This window comes from Teredinibacter purpureus (genome assembly GCF_014217335.1).
GTDB classification, from domain to species: Bacteria; Pseudomonadota; Gammaproteobacteria; order Pseudomonadales; family Cellvibrionaceae; genus Teredinibacter; species Teredinibacter purpureus.
The window spans coordinates 999,071-1,014,567 of sequence record NZ_CP060092.1 but is presented as its reverse complement, the minus strand read 5'-3'; the positions used below and the strand labels follow the sequence as shown (position 1 = coordinate 1,014,567).

The window sequence follows — 15,497 nt, the reverse complement described above, 5'->3', positions numbered from 1 at the left end:
TTTCAGATGACCATACCCTCCAATGGTTGAGTGATTTTTTTTGTTTTCTCCGAATACCAAAAAATTATGTATTGAAAGCGGGCGGCGCTTAGTTAAGATTGAGCGCTCAGTTTCTCGAACACCCACACCACCGCTTGAACCAAGAAAAACAACACTGTATATTAAAGGGCCTTCCCCTATTCGGGTGGCTAGATTTCTGGCATCAGGTCCAGCCCGCCGAGATGAAATAAAATTGCAGCCTTAAAACGGGCCTTATGCCTAAAACCTTTCGCTTTTACTTTTAGCATTTTTATGCTGCTATTTATACTTTCTGCACCAGCATTATTCTTTTTATTTACGATGGCGTTTATTATCCCCCATAGATTCTTCTTTATGCTTTTAGCTACCGATTTTATAGGATTGAGGCGGCTTCTTATCGCCCAGCTGTACCATTGCTTCCAAGCTTCTTCAGCCCATATACGATCATCATAATTCCAGAGTTCCATGGCATACTCCTTTATCGCCCATGCGCGTGCAGTCTTCTTTGCTACAACGCTTAATGTTGAAATCTGTACAGAATGAATATCCTTTAGATTTTCACGTGATCTCAGCCATGCAAATTTCGATCTATGGAGCTCTAGCTTGTGTTGTTGCGCGACCATATTGGCTTCACTTTTACGAACACTATTTAGAGCCTTATTTAAGTCCATCGCAACATGGAACCTATCAAAACATATCGCTCTTTCCCAGTGAGGAATATACTCTTTGGTGGCATAAATATAGGACGGACTCATATCCATACTAATCGTTTCAACTGATTGGATTTGCTTGTCACTTAATCCTGTAAAAAATGCGTTTAAACTCGATTTTTTGCGATCTTCTTGGACATCTATTACATGCCCATGATCATTAGAAACAATGGTCACATATTCATGTCCCTTTTTGCTGCAGACCTCATCGACAGCTAGGTTTTGAATATGTAGATGAGACCGTCTTTTTAGGCCTCGCTCTACAGCCCGCTTCATTATTCCATCGGCAGCATTCCAGCTAAGCGCCAGCTTCTTACTGACGGCATTAATACTCGCCTCTTGAAGCCAGGAGATTACATAAGCCTCAAACATCAAGGTGAAACTTGATCGCTTATCAGCCCAGGGGATATCAGCTTGCAATACACCGTGCGTGCGACATTTAGAGCGAGGGATATTCGCGTGAACGAGAGTGCGAAATTGACAGCTATCGAGATGGCGCCATGTTCTTGTTCTGGTGTCATGGCGACTACATCTGGATTCACACAAAGGGCAGGTTAAATGTTTGTCGCAATCGTATTCAACGTGGACGTGAACGGTGTTGTCACGCTCATCTAGCTGAACTGATTCGACAAACCAAGGAGAAGAGATTGATAATATTTTTTCGTAAAGAGAAAGCTCGTCCATCACTGAAAACCAAGAAATAAAAGGCTGGGATTCTAGGGGAGTTTATTAGGAAAGGCTAGAAAGCCACCTGAATAGGGGAAGACCCATATTAAAACAGCAAAAGTTAACTCAAGGAATGAGCCATGCCCCGCCCAAGAAAGCAACAAATCTCACTAGATGCCACACCCTACTATCACTGCACATCTCGCTGTGTGCGCCGCGCGTTTCTTTGCGGCCTAGATGCGTTAACCGGTAACGACTACGAACACCGCCGACAGTGGGTTGAAGACCGTATTGTATTCCTGGGGGAGGTGTTTTGCATTGATATCTGTGCTTACGCCGTAATGAGTAATCACCACCATCTGGTATTGCATATTAATGCCGCAGAGGCTCACACGTTAAGCGATTTAGAGGTAGCCAAACGCTGGCACACCCTTTACAAAGGTACCCCCTTAACCCAAGCGTTTGTAAAAGGTGGGCCGTTAGATGACGCCCAGCGGCAGGCCGTGAAAGAAAAGCTGGACCAATGGCGCTTGGAACTCGCCAGCATAAGTCGTTTCATGTGGGCTTTAAACGAACCCATTGCCCGCAGGGCAAATGCAGAAGACCACTGCACAGGTCGCTTTTGGGAAAGCCGGTTTAAATCACAGGCGTTACTGGATGAAAAAGCACTCGCCGCTTGCATGGCTTATGTCGATTTAAATCCTGTTCGAGCCAAAATGGCGACAACCCCAGAAAGCTCGGAACATACCTCTATAAAACGGCGTATTGAGGCCCTTAAAGTGGCTCACACTCACCACCCAATTCGAATCCACATTCAAAAGCTTAGTCGGCTGCAAAGCAAAACTCATGCTCGCTGCCAAAGTTCTAGGATTGAAAAGAAGACCGGCCTTCGCGAATTGCGAAGCCATTTTCCACTAACACCCCATCCTGCAATAAACCCTACCTTTCTCGAACCTAGAGAGCGGCTAGACTCGTCTGAAATTCAGAAAAATCAAATATTTCACGCCAAAAACAAACGGTAATGAAATAGCGCCTATGGCGTGGTGAGTTTAATAAAAACCATAACTAAACTGATTGTTTTTCTCTTAACGTGGCTGTCCGATTATTTGTTCTTGGTCACTTTGTGGCCCTGGCTTTCCACCAAGCGCAGTAAGGACACGTCTTGCTTAATGCGATTTACCACGTCGTCGGGCAGTCTTGCCATATTTCCCCCAAAATCCTGTCAAGATTAAAGTTGACTCTTATGAGGAGCTATTTTTATACTTGCAAGGAGCTACAGTCAAGTCCTATTAAGAACATACCCATATACTGCGGAGGTGATGAATGTGAACGTGGAATGGCTCATGGCACTGCAAGACCCCGATTTTCGTAAAGCCTTTGGTACGCGTCTCAAGGAGCTGCGCAAGCAGAAACGTTGGTCGCAGAAAGAGTTGGCGGCTAAGGTGGAGATACGTTTCCAGCAACTGAACAAGTACGAGAGTGGACTTAACTTACCGCCTGCGGAGATGTTGATTAAGCTCGCGGATGCGCTGGCGACCACGATAGACTACCTGCTAACCGGCAACCCGGTGGAAGATAACCCACTGGCCAATAACCGATTATTTAAACGCTTCCGGGCGGTGGAACGCTTTGACGATGATGACCAGGAAGCCATAATCAAACTTATTGATGCGATGATTGCCAAGCAGCAAATGCAATCTGTACTGCAACCCTTTGATGACGCTGCCAGCGCCTAACCTTTGAGAGGCAACCCTATGCAAGCTGCTAAACAAGATGCGTTAAACACGATTAACCAGGTTCCCGAGAATGCCGATATGGAAGAGATTATGTACCGGCTGTATGTGCTCGATAAGGTGCGCAAGGGGCAGGAAGCCGTGGAGCGTGGCGACACCCTGACCAGCGAGGAGTTAGAGCGGGATATTGATTCATGGTGATTTGGACGAAGCTCGCCAGAGCGGACTTAAAGCATATCCATGATTTTATTGCCGAGGATTCCAAGCACTACGCCAAGGAAAGTGGCTCAGGATATTCGAGAGAAGACCGACATCCTGAACCGGCTTCCCAACGTGGGCAAGATGGTGCCCGAAGTCGGCAAACCGGAGATTCAGGAACTGCACATTTATTCCTACCGGATTATGTACGAAGTTAAAAATGAGCAGTGTTATGTGCTCGCTGTGATCCACAAACGGCGGGATTTTGCGCCGGAGGATTTGCCGTAGCTACAACTAAAAAGCCCCGGCCATCTCTGGCCGGGGCTTTAGTGCTTTTCCCTGATTTACGCCAACTTTTTAATTGGAACCTACTCCTACTACTTTTTATTGTTTTTGCTAAAGAGCTTACCTACCCCGAGATATACAACCACTAGGATTGCCGAGATAACCCAAAAAACTGGGATAGTAAAAACAATTTTTTCAAAAAGGCTATACGTACTCGCAATGGTATTTATCAACACCGCGCAAGCACTAGCTGAAATCACTTGGCACCAAAGTAAAACATTTTTCGGAACTAATCTAAGGAAAAACATAAAAATTAGTCATAGCAGTCATTATTATTACAGTCATACGATTCATTAGAGCTAGACGCAGGCTGCCCCTTAATGGATTCAACCTGATGAACAACCTCCCCTTCAGAGTTTGTAACTGTTTGTGTTTGCCCTACAACCGTTACTCCACTATCAGTATCAGTACCAAGCTCAACAGTTGTTTCAATTGTTAAAGTATCACCCTCCTGAACGGACGGCTGAATCTCTGTTAAAACATGTCCGGCGGCTACACCAACAGCCCCCAGATCTTTCCCACGAGTTAAGTAGGTAGATAATGCACCAACGGCTGTAGCCTTCATTGCGTTTGCATGGCTCGTATTGGTATTAATTCTGTTAGCAGAATCCCTAGTTAAAGGCCCCATTTTAGTTGTAAACGTCACCCTCTCAGACTCTTCACCAGTAGAATCAATAAAATTCATCGGATCATTCCCGACATAAGCATAAAGATTCATCTGATCTTCATACCCAACAGGATCCGTTTGCAAAAATCGGCCGATGTCAGGATTGTACACCCGAGCCCTATAATGATACATATCTAGCTCTGGTAGATACATTTGGCCAGTGTATGCAAAACGCCCCGTCACGCTATCAATGCCACCATAGGCATCGTATGTGTTTACGTAATCTAAATTGCCATTTTCATCCGTACCCGCAATAACAGACCCTTGGTGATGTACGTGTAGTACTTAACGTGGCTGTCCGATTATTTCATTCGTCGCTGGTCACGTTTAGTGTGAGGAGCCGTGTACGTGACCCGTGCGCACGGTTCTGTGGGCAGACGGGGGGGGAACTCCCCCTCTGACCCGATAGCTTTGGACGTCAGGTTGATAGCCTTGTTAGGCTTTTTACGCTATATTGTACAAACACCCTGTACAACAAATAACCGGTGCACCTATGCAAACTGTTAATATTAGCGATTTCAGAGCTAACCTATTGAAATACTTGGAAAAGGCCAATACTGGAGAGCAAATAAGTGTTACTACTAACGGTAAGCTCATTGCCACAATAGCGCCCCCAGTAAACCAAAAGCAACTTGCACAGCAACAATTACAGCAATTGGCCAAAAGCGCCAAAATTCATGATGTAGTGACCCCAACAGATTCTGAATGGGACGCCAATTTATGATTCTTCTCGATACCTGTGCTGTTATATGGGACGCATTAGATCACCAACAACTCAGCCCTAAAGCCTTAACTGCCATAAACAAAGCGGACGAATTTAATGCGCTCATTGTTAGCGATATTACTATTTGGGAAATAGCAATGCTCGTAAAAAAAGAGCGTATTAAAATAGAAACAACGCCCTCAAACTTTGTAAACCTATACCTGCAAACCAGAAACATTTCCGTTGTACAAATTTCGCCAGAAATTGCTGAGCTGTCAGTAAATTTTGGCTCCGAAATAAATAAAGACCCAGCAGATCGAATAATTTCAGCCACTTCGATAATTCAGAATGCACAGCTTGTTACTGCAGACCAAAACCTTATTTCAAGTGAAATTGTTGACACGCTTTGGTGAAGCATAATCGGGATAGGGAGGCTCCTCACGAACCCCCTCCTCCCACAACACTTATCGTTATATACCTAAATCTAGGCATATAGCAATAGTATTTATACAGCGTGGATATATGTCAGTACGACGTTAAAGTTCGTGAATTGAGGGCGCGTTTAAGCCTAATACCACTTTGTGCTCTAAACCAAGTTTACGCACCACTTTATGTGGTAAACGCCACACTTTTTAACTGCGATCCCATTGCCCGTTATGTTTTTTTATTAGGCGTCTTAGTTTTAACTCGGCGTTGACATGGGTGTCCGATTATTTTACCGGGGGAGGTGTTTTGCATTGATATCTGTGCTTACGCCGTAATGAGTAATCACCACCATCTGGTATTGCATATTAATGCCGCAGAGGCTCACACGTTAAGCGATTTAGAGGTAGCCAAACGCTGGCACACCCTTTACAAAGGTACCCCCTTAACCCAAGCGTTTGTAAAAGGTGGGCCGTTAGATGACGCCCAGCGGCAGGCCGTGAAAGAAAAGCTGGACCAATGGCGCTTGGAACTCGCCAACATAAGTCGTTTCATGTGGGCTTTAAACGAACCCATTGCCCGCAGGGCAAATGCAGAAGACCACTGCACAGGTCGCTTTTGGGAAAGCCGGTTTAAATCACAGGCGTTACTGGATGAAAAAGCACTCGCCGCTTGCATGGCTTATGTCGATTTAAATCCTGTTCGAGCCAAAATGGCGACAACCCCAGAAAGCTCGGAACATACCTCTATAAAACGGCGTATTGAGACCCTTAAAGCGGCTAACACTCACCCCTCAACTCAACCTTTAAAACTCGCTGAATTTGTAGGCAACCCAAGAGAACCCATGCCCCAAGGCTTACCCTTTCACCTGAAGGATTACATTCAGCTCGTGGACATAACAGGCAGAGCGATTCGAGAAAACAAACGTGGTTTTATCGACAACAACTTGCCACCCATTCTGGAGCGATTGAATATAACCAGCCGCGAATGGCTCACACTCACCACCCAATTCGAATCCACATTCAAAAGCTTAGTCGGTTGCAAAGCAAAACTCCTGCTCGCTGCCAAAGTTCTAGGATTAAAACGAAGACCGGCCTTCGCGAATTGCGAAGCCATTTTCCACTAACACCCCATCCTGCAATAAACCCTACCTTTATCGAACCTAGAGAGCGGCTAGACTCGTCTGAAACTCAGAAAAATCAAATATTTCACGCCAAAAACAAACAGTAATGAAATAGCGCCTATGGCGTGATGAGTTTAATAAAAACCACGACTAAACTGATTGTTTTTCTCTTAACGTGGCTGTCCGATTATTTCCTCGTCCGATTATTTCCTCCTAGGTGAGGACTCTGTTCGCCCAACAAAAATAGTGCCGACAAAAACCGGCACTATTACAAACACCTCCTATCGACTTATTTACTAATAAAGAGCTCGACCACGGGCTTGTTCAACAATGAGATATGTCGCGGCAAGCGCGACATATCCTTATTTGTTAGGCATTTTATTGCATAGAATTAATTGTATTTTCAATGCATTGCCCATAGCGACCGCTAGTTGGAAAAAACAACTTAAGGTATGGCCAAGAGCTCTGTGTAGTGGCAAGAGAACATAGTTTATATCTGTACGATTCTGGCCAAAAACGAGGTTTTTTTGGAAACTTAAACATGGTGTCGAAAAAAAGTTGACCCGCTGTAAAATCCTGAAGTAAATGGACAAATTGTTTCACATCAAGGCCAGTACTTTTGATCTCTTCTTCAGTGATACCGTAACACTCCAAGAGATTCGGGTTGTCCTTAATATTTTCATAGATCGCAATTAATTCCTTCAGATTATTTTGGGACAAAGTTCTAAAGTTCTCAACCGAGAACCTATAAACTAAAAAAATAACTGCGATAATCGCGAGTATGTCTCTGATCGTTGAAAGGAATATTTCCATGAGTTCCACCTAACTGGATTGTAATGCCTAACGCCACTGTAATAGGCATTTTTTGTGTAGTGGAGTTTTGCGGTATAATGGCGAAGCCACCGCAAAACGGAGCGAAGCAAAAAATGTCCTATTGACAGTTTTGTTAGCACTTTTCAGCCCCTGCACGCCCTAGGTAAAAAGGACTTTTCTAAATCGGTTTTATTTTGACCTATAGCAGCCATACCTTGAACAGCCTCATCGTAGCCACAAAGCCAAGCGATAGGGCTTGTTGGGCTGCCAGTGACAACGGCTGGCCTAAAACTTAAGACCTTACCTTGAAGTGGTTTAGATGCTTTGTTCCCCATCGTTACATGAATCGCTCCAGACTCTACAACAACCCCCGTAATTCGATTACCGATGAGGAACTCAGGTGCAGGAAGGCCAGCGGCATCATTGTCTACAGGGAAATCTAAATCTTCCACATAGTAATTTGTGACATTTTCTCTAATTGTACTCACCATACTCAGCGCTTCTACTACCTCGCTTCGCTGTATATAAACTTGATATGCCGGTAGCGCAACTGACGCAAGTATTCCAATGATTGCAACGACAACCATTAACTCTATAAGAGTAAACCCCTTTTTATCCTTCATACAGTTTCCCCTAGTACAAATATTGGTGAATAGGCGCTGACCAAAAAAAAGAAAATGGCTGAAATAATAATAACTGCCACTACTACGGAGATGAACCGCATTTGTCTTTCGCAACGATTTAGCAATGACGTAACTTCTGCCTTTATGAGTGCTTTCATTTCTACAGCCAAATCCATTTCAGTTTTTTCTATTTCTGAAAGGTGATATGTGACTTTACTTGCGTTGGCTCCAACTCCGCCTACAACTGGAGAGACAGGGTATGAAATAATATCTAGCAATGTTAAATAGGATTCTCTAATGCCATTAAATGCGAGAAAGCGTAAAACTATTCCATTTTCAAGGCCATTTTTGAACTTAAAAAGTCCTCTTAGCGTGAATCCGACTATTAGGGACATTGCTAGAAGTGCAAATACGACAAGCACAAAATATTCCCAGTAGTCTCGATAAAATATCAGATGCGACGGAATAGATAGTTCGAATGTTTCGAATGCCTCAAGAAATGACGGAGCCACTTTAAGCTGATAGATTGCACTTACAACGAAAAATACGAATGTAACATATGCCAAATAAATAGTTACTCTTTTAAAATGCATCGGCTCAGCTAAGTGTTGTGACATATCCACTTGACCATAAACATCCAGCGCTGCCGTTGCTTCTTTATTAGACATAGCCTTAATCTTGTTTAAAATATTTCTACTCAAACTATCATTGCTGATATTTTCTCCGTATAAGCTACAACTCGCATCGCTCTCAATTCGAGAAATACATTCAGAAGCAGACTCTTCAGCCTTAATAGTTCCTTTTGCCTTACGGCAAATATAACCAAATCGTTCCCATGTCATAATTAGTAAATATCCTAGATATTGATATTCGGGTGCTAACGCCGCAAACAGCGGCAGACTTGTTGTTGATTGTTTTGCGCTAAAATGGCGAAGCCATGCGCAAAACGAGCGACGGCAAGGCTGTCCAAGGAGCAAAGCGACTGATGCTGATTTGCCTTGTTAGAGGCCTTTACCGTGAACGTATTTCGTCGTTTTACCTTCTGAGTTTGTAATAGTTTTTCCATAAATACCATCTGAGTTATCCAGATATTCTATTTGAAAAAACACCTTACTGTCGAACCGCTTGGTTAACATTAATATGTCCCCAGAATCGCAAACAAGTTGAATGTAATAGGCATCACCGTTGGCTTCTCGTTTTTCTGCTTCAACTTTATCGATTTGGCCTGAAACTTTCTCCGGAAATACTTTTAGGTTTGCCCAAGAGTAATATTTCTCTGTCGCATTATCACAACTAAAGCTGTTAACTGAGACAAACAAGCTTAAAAATATATATACGCGCATTTTTTGACTTGCCCTCTAACGCCGGTAGCAATTGCCGGAGTAAGTTGGATTGTGTTTTTGCGTCTTGTTGCAAAAACCAAGACAGCTTACGGAGGTCAATTGGCTGCCTTTGTTAGGGCTGTACGTCATACGGTCTTCTCCCAGCCAACCACTGCTCCGCAGAGTACACCGCATTATTTACTATAAGTTCTTTACTTCTAACACTCCATATTCTTACATATGGAGTGTTAATTTTCTCCGCTAACTGAAATATTCGTTCATAAGATTCCAGTTCGTTTTCTATTGAATCGTGACGGACATTTCGCCAAACCCAATAATAAAGTAAATTTAAAAAGAACTCTTCTTTCGGGCAGGAAACGTCAGAAGCATACTTTAAATAGAGCTCAAAATCTGCTTTCCAGATCAAGAACAGCTCCCACTCCTGATCAGGTTCATCATCATTAGAGTAAGCCCACTCTTCGATTTCTTCTGTTGATGGATTGCTGGGATTAGAAATCACTTTTGATGCCCTAACGCCTTTAGCATGTGCGCCCGCCTTTTGGGCGTCGCATGGCTAAACTTGTTAAGGGCAGCACTGTATTAGCTAATTGTGCTGGACTTAGCCCGGCACAAACAAATGCGAAGCACTGCCCTTGATTATTAGTTGACGACAAAACGGAACACAGGGAACGGATGGATTGAGATGGATACAACACGCTAAACCCTCCATTGGTGCCACGTTGACGCGGTCTTTATTACAAGCCACTTTACCGGTTAAACACACGGACTGAAAGAGGCGGACGATCACTGCTAACTCGTTGGTGGAAAACCCTAAAACCACGAACAGCCTTTAACGCCGCAATCAGCGGCAGACTAGTTGTTGATTGTTTTGTGCGAAAATGGCGAAGCCATGCACAAAACGAGCGACGGCTAGGCTGTCCTAGCCACGTAGTGGCTTATGCTGGATTGCCTTGTTAGCTATTTTGCTGCTTAAATTCATTAAAATCTAGTGAGTATACTGACAGAGGTTTGCCAATATGTAATAAAATTTCCCTAGCACCTGCTCCAAGGCAAAGCTCCCGATAAACTCGCTCCTCTATGCCTGTAACCCCTCCTTCTAGTTTTTCCATAGGCTGAAAGATAACTCTCGGGGAAGGCGCAATCCATTTAGTTTTGTGTAGTTCCCTAAAAGCATGCTGAATAATTTTTTCGGCAACGACAAAGTCATGTACTAACAGTCTAGGATGCTTAAACGGATTAACTACTTTGTCTATTTCAGACTTATTCAGGCGTTTAACTTTGTCACCTATTTCAATAACAATCGGAACTCCCTTGGCATTATCTTTAAGCGCCATAAGCGGCTCTTCATCGTAGACATCATTCGTTCCGACTTTAGATATTTTTATCCTATTCTCCCAAACCTGAATATATAAGTCGCTCGAGAATAGTGATTGTATATATTTAAGAATGCTCATATCTGCCTGATAGCTAACGCCGCCATAAATTGTTGCCAAAATGGAGCAGCTTTTTGTGTAAAATTGAGCGCAGCGATTACACAAAAAGATGCGGAGTTTTGGCGATCAATTTGATGGCCTTGTTATATTGGCTTTCCTACGCTGGTTTTGTTGGATAAATACAAAACCCAATGCCAAAACCAATTATTAAATTATTTTATACTAGCGATAAGCGCCAGTGTTATTTATAGCCTTAGGTTACAAGATTTACTTAGTTGGAACAAGCCCAGCCGAAAGGTGACTGGATTTACCTAGCTAAGTGGCACTTTGTGACTAAATGGTAAATTATCGGCTGAGACTGTGAAAGAGCAAAATTTATAAATAGAACTTTTATAAGACCAACCTGCAAGCTGGGAAACATTACGGCTAAAACACACTATTTATAAAAATACAGAAAGCACCGCATCCCTGAGATTTACCCAGTTGTGACAGCAGAAATTGCAGGGAATGGCTTTACCCATTTACGATGGACAAGAGCCGAAACAAACGAAACCTTTTGAATATTACCTAAATTAAAAAACTGAAATATAACGCCGCATTCACTCGTGACAAAAGCGGAGCGGTTTTTGCGCTATAATCGAGCGGAGCGAGTTGCGCAAAAATCGCGTAGCTTTTGGCATCGAGTGGAATGCCTTGTTAGCACTGATGGTTATTCGTTGATGCAGAATACATTACAACCAACTATTTCCTGCAACCGAGTTTTCTGGGTACTGTGTAGATCGTTGTAAAAAACAACTGTATTTGCCTGCAGCTCTGTTACCAGCCTGGATAACTCTTCAACTTTTCCGGGACCTATAACTGTTGCCGAGTTTAGCGGTGAGTCCATTTGCCTAACTCCACCCTTTTTACTTGACCTAGACACACCTCTTCGCTGAATTAAAACTCCAACAACAATCGCACCATGTTTGATAAGGGTGCTCCTCATCGAGGATATTTCGCTATCTATATCCTTTCTTTTCGCTGAAAACAGCCCGACAATAATACACTGCTTTCCATTGATGGTTTCTGCATGCATAAACAATAGCTGCTCATTGTGTTTTGGGTGCTAACGCCCGCAGCACGGGCAAATTGGAGCGTAGCGTAAATTTGTCCTGCTGTGCCTGCGCTTGTTATGCATAGTTAAATAAAAACACATAATAAGAAACACAAGAATAAATAATTAGTGGTAGGTGTGCTATGAAGCCCCACCTGTTTTTAAAAAGACATGTGACACCGGCAAAGGCCATTAAACCACCAACACCAGACCCAAATATTGCGAGACCTAAACCATAACCGTGCATATCACTTTCTGGATACAAGCTTGAAGATAACATACCCGCGATACAAATAATTACCAATAATAATCCTACCGAAATTTCAATAATACCTAACCATTTTAAAATTTTAGACACGTCCATTTTTTACCTTGTATGCATAACGCCGCCAGCAACTGCCGGAGTGAATTGGCTGCTTTTTTGCGTCTTTTTGCAAAAAAGAAGACAGTTTACGGAGGTCAGATTGACTGGCCTTGTTACGTGTTTGCACTTGATATTGCACCGTTGCTTAAATTTATATTATGTACATCACCGTTAAAATCCGTCACTGTGGCTATGTCTTCATGCAACTCTAGCCCCTCGGTAAATATGTCTGGGCCAGATGAACTCCACATTTTTTCACCCGTTTGGGTATAACATCCAATCTCTAGCTCGCCCCACGTAAGAAGGCAGTTTCTATCTTGGAGCCAGAAAACACCAAAGCATGTAGCGAAATCGACTTTCACACACCAGTTCAATTCGAGCGAAGGTAAGGAAAGTGAATATAGTGCATCACCCGAAGCCATATAAAGAGATTCGCCGTCAAACGCCACCGAGTTTTCGTTAACCCCTGTAGCACCACCAACCCCCAGTAATATTGCGGAAGCTAACGTCTCGTCGTTTTCCCTGACACTTGCACCATGTGCAGATACATGTTGATACTCATCACTACGACAGTATTCGTGAATATAGGCTCTCGGGTTGTCAGCCGAATTACGAGAGTAAACTGGTTCATCCCTTAACGTAACTTCGTAATTTTTAAATATTCGATTCATGACTCTAGTACACGTAACGCCGCCAGAAACTGCCGGAGTGAGATGGCTTCTTTTTTGCTTTTTTTTGCAAAAAAGAAGACAGATTACGGAGGTCAGATTTACTGGCTTTGTTAGGTATGGTTAATGAGTTTCAATAAGTGTGCTGCCATTGATTCATTCTTTTGCTTCCCGTATGAAGGTACCTTATTTAAACACGAAAGCCAGCCCCTTAAGTATGTAGCTGTTGCTTTGCTACTTTCAGATTCTTCTTTCCACTTTTCTTCGTAGTCTGCAATTTCTTTTTTTAGAGATTTAAAACCTATGTAACAAGAATTGCAGAGATAACGTCTTTCCCATATGTATGCCTTTTTAACCTCAAACCGTTCCTTTTGTTCAGCAGCTGTAAAAACGTCCCCTTCGCCACATTTATAACAACGATAAGGTATGTTCTCATAGAAATCGTTAGCCAATTCATAGCTTAATGATTTCTTACTACTTTCAGACCACATCTCTTTATCGGCGCTGACTTTCATATAACACCTAACGCCTGTAGCACCTGCACAAATTGTGGAGTGCTTTTTTGTGTAACATTGAGCGCAGCGAATACACAAAAAGGCGCGTAGCAATTTGTGTCAGGTGGCTACACTTGTTAGGGCTTGGGAATATTTTTAAAACCACCTAACTTGCTTTTTACAAAACTGCTTAGCTCATGATTTTCTTCATATGGTTCTAGAGCAGCAGCAATATCCCATGGTGGATTTACAATACCAAAATACCTTAACACTTCATCTTGCTCCACTGCAGGAGCCAAAGATAAGCTCATTAAGAAACCTTCCGGACACTTGAAAAACGCCGTTTCATTAATCTCAGATAGCCATTCCGAACTAGCTACCCCTTTATATTGACCTGATACGGACAATGAAAATAGTTTCTTGTAGTCCATTTTTTTGCCGCAGGACGATTGTTCAACTTCCTTTGCCATGCTTGCCAATGCCAATTCACTGTCGCTTTGTGATAGCGCCATCGATGGAATGATAAGAAGAACAGTCAATAATATATTTTTCATAGGTTCAAGCTCATTGAGCCCTAACGCCGGTAGCAATTGCCGGAGTAAGATGGCTTGTGTTTTTGCGTATTTTTGCAAAAACCAAGACAGCTTACGGAGGTCAATTGGCTACCTTTGTTAAGCATTTACTTTACAGCCATATTCAAGTTCACCTTGGCTTGGAACTTCAAATTTCGGCTCCATAAAGTTAAACATCATATCAGTTACCTCAAAAGCGAAGACGGTTGGATCTTTCTCAATATTCCGCTTTTCGATCCGTTTTTTACGAATATCTTTTGGCGCATCTAAGTAGTGTATTTCAGAATTTATATCTAGCCCACTGGCTCTACTAGAAAACAACTCTCTTTGGGCTTTGGTAGTAAAACCAAGATCTAAAAGCACATTTCCATCGAGCGCTAAAATCTGCTCACTTACGTCCCATATTTGCTCATAGCACCGATTTACTCGTTCGATCATCCATGAATAATCGAGTGAGACCATATCTTTTGAGAATAATGTTTGCATCCACGGATCTATAGAAAATCGAACTGCTCCAATTTCTTTGGAAAGACGCAAGGAATAAGTGGTTTTTCCAACACCAGTAGGACCACATACTAAAATTAATCTCGCCATATAACCTCCATTTCAATTTTGTGCTTAACGCCTCAAACACCGGCGTGGCAAAGCTGTCACCTTTTGTGCATGTTTTTGCACAAAAGGTGACAGCTTTGCCACGTCCGCGTGCTTTGACTTGTTATGACTTTTATACCATAATTAGGTATATATTGGTATTCCGGAGGTGAATCATGGCTAAAAACACAAGTATGACGTTAGGCGGTAAGCGCCAATCCAACCCCATCTATCAGCAGAGCTAGACATTCAGTACCCTAATGCCTCCACTAAATAACCGGAGGGATCATGCGAAAATACAAAAAGTACGACTGGCCAAAACTCATTGAAGCGTTTAAACAAAGCGGCCAGACTCAAACTCAGTACTGCAAAGACCAAAAAATAAACTCCAGCTACTTCAACCAGCAACTGAACAAACGCCTAAGTCGCAATCAATCTAAGTTTGTTGCCGTTGGTGTTGAGTCGACTAAGATAGGCACCGTAGATACAAACTTTACGATTGCTGTTGGTCGCTGCAAAATCCAGTGTCCTGCCAATATGCCGATGCAGTCACTTTTGACCTTGGTGCATAGCTTAGCATGATTCATTGGAATGATGATATTGAGGTCTATCTGCATAGAGATCCGGTTGATTTTCGTAAAGCGATAAACGGTCTATCGCTTATCGTATCTGAAGAAATGGAGTTATCGCCTTTTGATCGCGCTGTTTTTGTTTTCTGCAATAAGCGCTGCTCCCAGCTCAAAGTGCTTTACTGGGATGAGTCAGGATTTGTACTTTGGCAAAAGCGTCTAGAGAAAGAGCGGTTCAAGTGGCCTAAGCGTTCAAAGAAAGAAACCATAAAGCTTAGTGGTGAGCAATGGCTCTGGCTGTCAACGCCAGCTTAAAACTGACCCACTTTTACCGATTATCGCCAAAGT

Annotated in this window: 23 protein-coding genes; 9 read left to right on the top strand and 14 right to left on the bottom strand. The window is 42.8% G+C overall.

What is annotated here, in order from left to right; genetic code table 11:
* Positions 1 to 188: 188 nt before the first annotated feature.
* A complete protein-coding gene (locus H5647_RS04380; RefSeq protein WP_045856606.1) occupies positions 189 to 1,412 on the bottom strand; it encodes an ISL3 family transposase in 1,224 nt (407 codons plus the stop codon).
* A gap of 122 nt (positions 1,413 to 1,534) precedes the next feature.
* Here H5647_RS04380 and H5647_RS04375 point away from each other — a divergent pair, with 122 nt between their 5' ends.
* The 4 genes from H5647_RS04375 (at position 1,535) to H5647_RS04360 (ending at position 3,613) form a co-directional block, all read left to right on the top strand.
* A complete protein-coding gene (locus H5647_RS04375; protein ID WP_408034013.1) occupies positions 1,535 to 2,416 on the top strand; it encodes a transposase in 882 nt (293 codons plus the stop codon).
* Between the two features lie 321 nt (positions 2,417 to 2,737).
* Complete coding sequence (locus tag H5647_RS04370; protein WP_082087156.1) at positions 2,738 to 3,130, top strand: helix-turn-helix domain-containing protein; 393 nt, start codon at positions 2,738 to 2,740, stop codon at positions 3,128 to 3,130.
* A gap of 18 nt (positions 3,131 to 3,148) precedes the next feature.
* Positions 3,149 to 3,328: a hypothetical protein gene (locus tag H5647_RS04365; RefSeq protein ID WP_045856602.1), complete on the top strand. Its 180-nt coding sequence runs from the start codon at positions 3,149 to 3,151 to the stop codon at positions 3,326 to 3,328.
* Between the two features lie 39 nt (positions 3,329 to 3,367).
* Entirely contained in the window at positions 3,368 to 3,613 is a 246-nt protein-coding gene (locus tag H5647_RS04360) for a type II toxin-antitoxin system RelE/ParE family toxin (protein ID WP_052691865.1), read from the top strand.
* A 310-nt stretch (positions 3,614 to 3,923) separates the two neighbouring features.
* Here the strand turns inward: H5647_RS04360 and H5647_RS22305 are convergent, their stop codons facing one another.
* Complete coding sequence (locus tag H5647_RS22305) at positions 3,924 to 4,592, bottom strand: RHS repeat-associated core domain-containing protein (protein WP_082086951.1); 669 nt, start codon at positions 4,590 to 4,592, stop codon at positions 3,924 to 3,926.
* Between the two features lie 238 nt (positions 4,593 to 4,830).
* On the opposite strand from H5647_RS22305, the gene H5647_RS04350 reads away from it, so the two are divergent.
* The 3 genes from H5647_RS04350 (at position 4,831) to H5647_RS04340 (ending at position 6,589) form a co-directional block, all read left to right on the top strand.
* Positions 4,831 to 5,061: a type II toxin-antitoxin system Phd/YefM family antitoxin gene (locus H5647_RS04350; RefSeq protein ID WP_045861063.1), complete on the top strand. Its 231-nt coding sequence runs from the start codon at positions 4,831 to 4,833 to the stop codon at positions 5,059 to 5,061.
* Positions 5,043 to 5,453, top strand: coding sequence for a type II toxin-antitoxin system VapC family toxin (locus tag H5647_RS04345; RefSeq protein ID WP_236074762.1), 411 nt, complete (start codon positions 5,043 to 5,045; stop codon positions 5,451 to 5,453). Before H5647_RS04350 ends, H5647_RS04345 begins: the two co-directional genes overlap by 19 nt.
* A 296-nt stretch (positions 5,454 to 5,749) precedes the next feature.
* Entirely contained in the window at positions 5,750 to 6,589 is an 840-nt protein-coding gene (locus H5647_RS04340; protein ID WP_236075029.1) for a hypothetical protein, read from the top strand.
* A 375-nt stretch (positions 6,590 to 6,964) separates the two neighbouring features.
* On the opposite strand, the gene H5647_RS04335 is transcribed toward H5647_RS04340, so the two are convergent.
* From H5647_RS04335 to H5647_RS04280, 12 genes are all read right to left on the bottom strand, one after another.
* Positions 6,965 to 7,399: a hypothetical protein gene (locus H5647_RS04335; protein ID WP_045856596.1), complete on the bottom strand. Its 435-nt coding sequence runs from the start codon at positions 7,397 to 7,399 to the stop codon at positions 6,965 to 6,967.
* A 143-nt stretch (positions 7,400 to 7,542) separates the two neighbouring features.
* Entirely contained in the window at positions 7,543 to 8,022 is a 480-nt protein-coding gene (locus H5647_RS04330) for a pilin (protein WP_045856594.1), read from the bottom strand.
* Positions 8,019 to 8,864, bottom strand: coding sequence for a hypothetical protein (locus tag H5647_RS04325; protein WP_045856592.1), 846 nt, complete (start codon positions 8,862 to 8,864; stop codon positions 8,019 to 8,021). Before H5647_RS04325 ends, H5647_RS04330 begins: the two co-directional genes overlap by 4 nt.
* Before the next feature lie 159 nt (positions 8,865 to 9,023).
* Positions 9,024 to 9,365, bottom strand: coding sequence for a hypothetical protein (locus H5647_RS04320; RefSeq protein ID WP_045856590.1), 342 nt, complete (start codon positions 9,363 to 9,365; stop codon positions 9,024 to 9,026).
* A gap of 112 nt (positions 9,366 to 9,477) precedes the next feature.
* Positions 9,478 to 9,864, bottom strand: a complete 387-nt coding sequence (locus H5647_RS04315) for a hypothetical protein (protein WP_052691864.1) — start codon at positions 9,862 to 9,864, stop codon at positions 9,478 to 9,480.
* Between the two features lie 454 nt (positions 9,865 to 10,318).
* Positions 10,319 to 10,858 carry a rod shape-determining protein gene (locus H5647_RS04310; protein ID WP_162926283.1) on the bottom strand — a complete coding sequence of 180 codons (540 nt, stop codon included), beginning with the start codon at positions 10,856 to 10,858 and terminating at the stop codon, positions 10,319 to 10,321.
* 649 nt (positions 10,859 to 11,507) lie between these two features.
* The gene (locus H5647_RS04305; protein ID WP_045856586.1) at positions 11,508 to 11,873 is read right to left on the bottom strand and encodes an HflX-like GTP-binding protein; all 366 of its coding nucleotides are present in this window, start codon (positions 11,871 to 11,873) and stop codon (positions 11,508 to 11,510) included.
* Positions 11,874 to 11,967: 94 nt separating this feature from the next.
* Positions 11,968 to 12,249, bottom strand: coding sequence for a hypothetical protein (locus tag H5647_RS04300; protein ID WP_162926282.1), 282 nt, complete (start codon positions 12,247 to 12,249; stop codon positions 11,968 to 11,970).
* Positions 12,250 to 12,368: 119 nt separating this feature from the next.
* Positions 12,369 to 12,926, bottom strand: coding sequence for a hypothetical protein (locus tag H5647_RS04295; RefSeq protein WP_052691863.1), 558 nt, complete (start codon positions 12,924 to 12,926; stop codon positions 12,369 to 12,371).
* A 110-nt stretch (positions 12,927 to 13,036) separates the two neighbouring features.
* Positions 13,037 to 13,438, bottom strand: coding sequence for a hypothetical protein (locus H5647_RS04290; protein ID WP_045856582.1), 402 nt, complete (start codon positions 13,436 to 13,438; stop codon positions 13,037 to 13,039).
* A 116-nt stretch (positions 13,439 to 13,554) separates the two neighbouring features.
* The gene (locus H5647_RS04285) at positions 13,555 to 13,971 is read right to left on the bottom strand and encodes a hypothetical protein (protein WP_045856519.1); all 417 of its coding nucleotides are present in this window, start codon (positions 13,969 to 13,971) and stop codon (positions 13,555 to 13,557) included.
* A 117-nt stretch (positions 13,972 to 14,088) separates the two neighbouring features.
* Positions 14,089 to 14,583 carry an AAA family ATPase gene (locus H5647_RS04280; RefSeq protein ID WP_045856578.1) on the bottom strand — a complete coding sequence of 165 codons (495 nt, stop codon included), beginning with the start codon at positions 14,581 to 14,583 and terminating at the stop codon, positions 14,089 to 14,091.
* A 285-nt stretch (positions 14,584 to 14,868) separates the two neighbouring features.
* On the opposite strand from H5647_RS04280, the gene tnpA reads away from it, so the two are divergent.
* Entirely contained in the window at positions 14,869 to 15,162 is a 294-nt protein-coding gene (gene tnpA, locus H5647_RS04275; RefSeq protein WP_045856576.1) for an IS66 family insertion sequence element accessory protein TnpA, read from the top strand.
* Entirely contained in the window at positions 15,159 to 15,464 is a 306-nt protein-coding gene (gene tnpB / locus H5647_RS04270) for an IS66 family insertion sequence element accessory protein TnpB (protein WP_045856574.1), read from the top strand. The genes tnpA and tnpB overlap by 4 nt, the downstream gene beginning before the upstream one ends.
* Positions 15,465 to 15,497 lie beyond the last annotated feature (33 nt).

Excerpts from the sequence above, each read along its gene's own strand:
- H5647_RS04380 (WP_045856606.1), bottom strand. The coding sequence starts at position 1,412 with ATGGACGAGCTTTCTCTTTACGAAAAAATATTATCAATCTCTTCTCCT.
- H5647_RS04375 (WP_408034013.1), top strand. The coding sequence starts at position 1,535 with ATGCCCCGCCCAAGAAAGCAACAAATCTCACTAGATGCCACACCCTAC.
- H5647_RS04370 (WP_082087156.1), top strand. The coding sequence starts at position 2,738 with ATGGCACTGCAAGACCCCGATTTTCGTAAAGCCTTTGGTACGCGTCTC.
- H5647_RS04365 (WP_045856602.1), top strand. The coding sequence starts at position 3,149 with ATGCAAGCTGCTAAACAAGATGCGTTAAACACGATTAACCAGGTTCCC.
- H5647_RS04360 (WP_052691865.1), top strand. The coding sequence starts at position 3,368 with ATGATTTTATTGCCGAGGATTCCAAGCACTACGCCAAGGAAAGTGGCT.
- H5647_RS04350 (WP_045861063.1), top strand. The coding sequence starts at position 4,831 with ATGCAAACTGTTAATATTAGCGATTTCAGAGCTAACCTATTGAAATAC.
- H5647_RS04345 (WP_236074762.1), top strand. The coding sequence starts at position 5,043 with ATGGGACGCCAATTTATGATTCTTCTCGATACCTGTGCTGTTATATGG.
- H5647_RS04335 (WP_045856596.1), bottom strand. The coding sequence starts at position 7,399 with ATGGAAATATTCCTTTCAACGATCAGAGACATACTCGCGATTATCGCA.
- H5647_RS04330 (WP_045856594.1), bottom strand. The coding sequence starts at position 8,022 with ATGAAGGATAAAAAGGGGTTTACTCTTATAGAGTTAATGGTTGTCGTT.
- H5647_RS04325 (WP_045856592.1), bottom strand. The coding sequence starts at position 8,864 with ATGACATGGGAACGATTTGGTTATATTTGCCGTAAGGCAAAAGGAACT.
- H5647_RS04320 (WP_045856590.1), bottom strand. The coding sequence starts at position 9,365 with ATGCGCGTATATATATTTTTAAGCTTGTTTGTCTCAGTTAACAGCTTT.
- H5647_RS04305 (WP_045856586.1), bottom strand. The coding sequence starts at position 11,873 with ATGCATGCAGAAACCATCAATGGAAAGCAGTGTATTATTGTCGGGCTG.
- H5647_RS04295 (WP_052691863.1), bottom strand. The coding sequence starts at position 12,926 with ATGAATCGAATATTTAAAAATTACGAAGTTACGTTAAGGGATGAACCA.
- H5647_RS04290 (WP_045856582.1), bottom strand. The coding sequence starts at position 13,438 with ATGAAAGTCAGCGCCGATAAAGAGATGTGGTCTGAAAGTAGTAAGAAA.
- H5647_RS04285 (WP_045856519.1), bottom strand. The coding sequence starts at position 13,971 with ATGAAAAATATATTATTGACTGTTCTTCTTATCATTCCATCGATGGCG.
- H5647_RS04280 (WP_045856578.1), bottom strand. The coding sequence starts at position 14,583 with ATGGCGAGATTAATTTTAGTATGTGGTCCTACTGGTGTTGGAAAAACC.
- tnpA (WP_045856576.1), top strand. The coding sequence starts at position 14,869 with ATGCGAAAATACAAAAAGTACGACTGGCCAAAACTCATTGAAGCGTTT.
- tnpB (WP_045856574.1), top strand. The coding sequence starts at position 15,159 with ATGATTCATTGGAATGATGATATTGAGGTCTATCTGCATAGAGATCCG.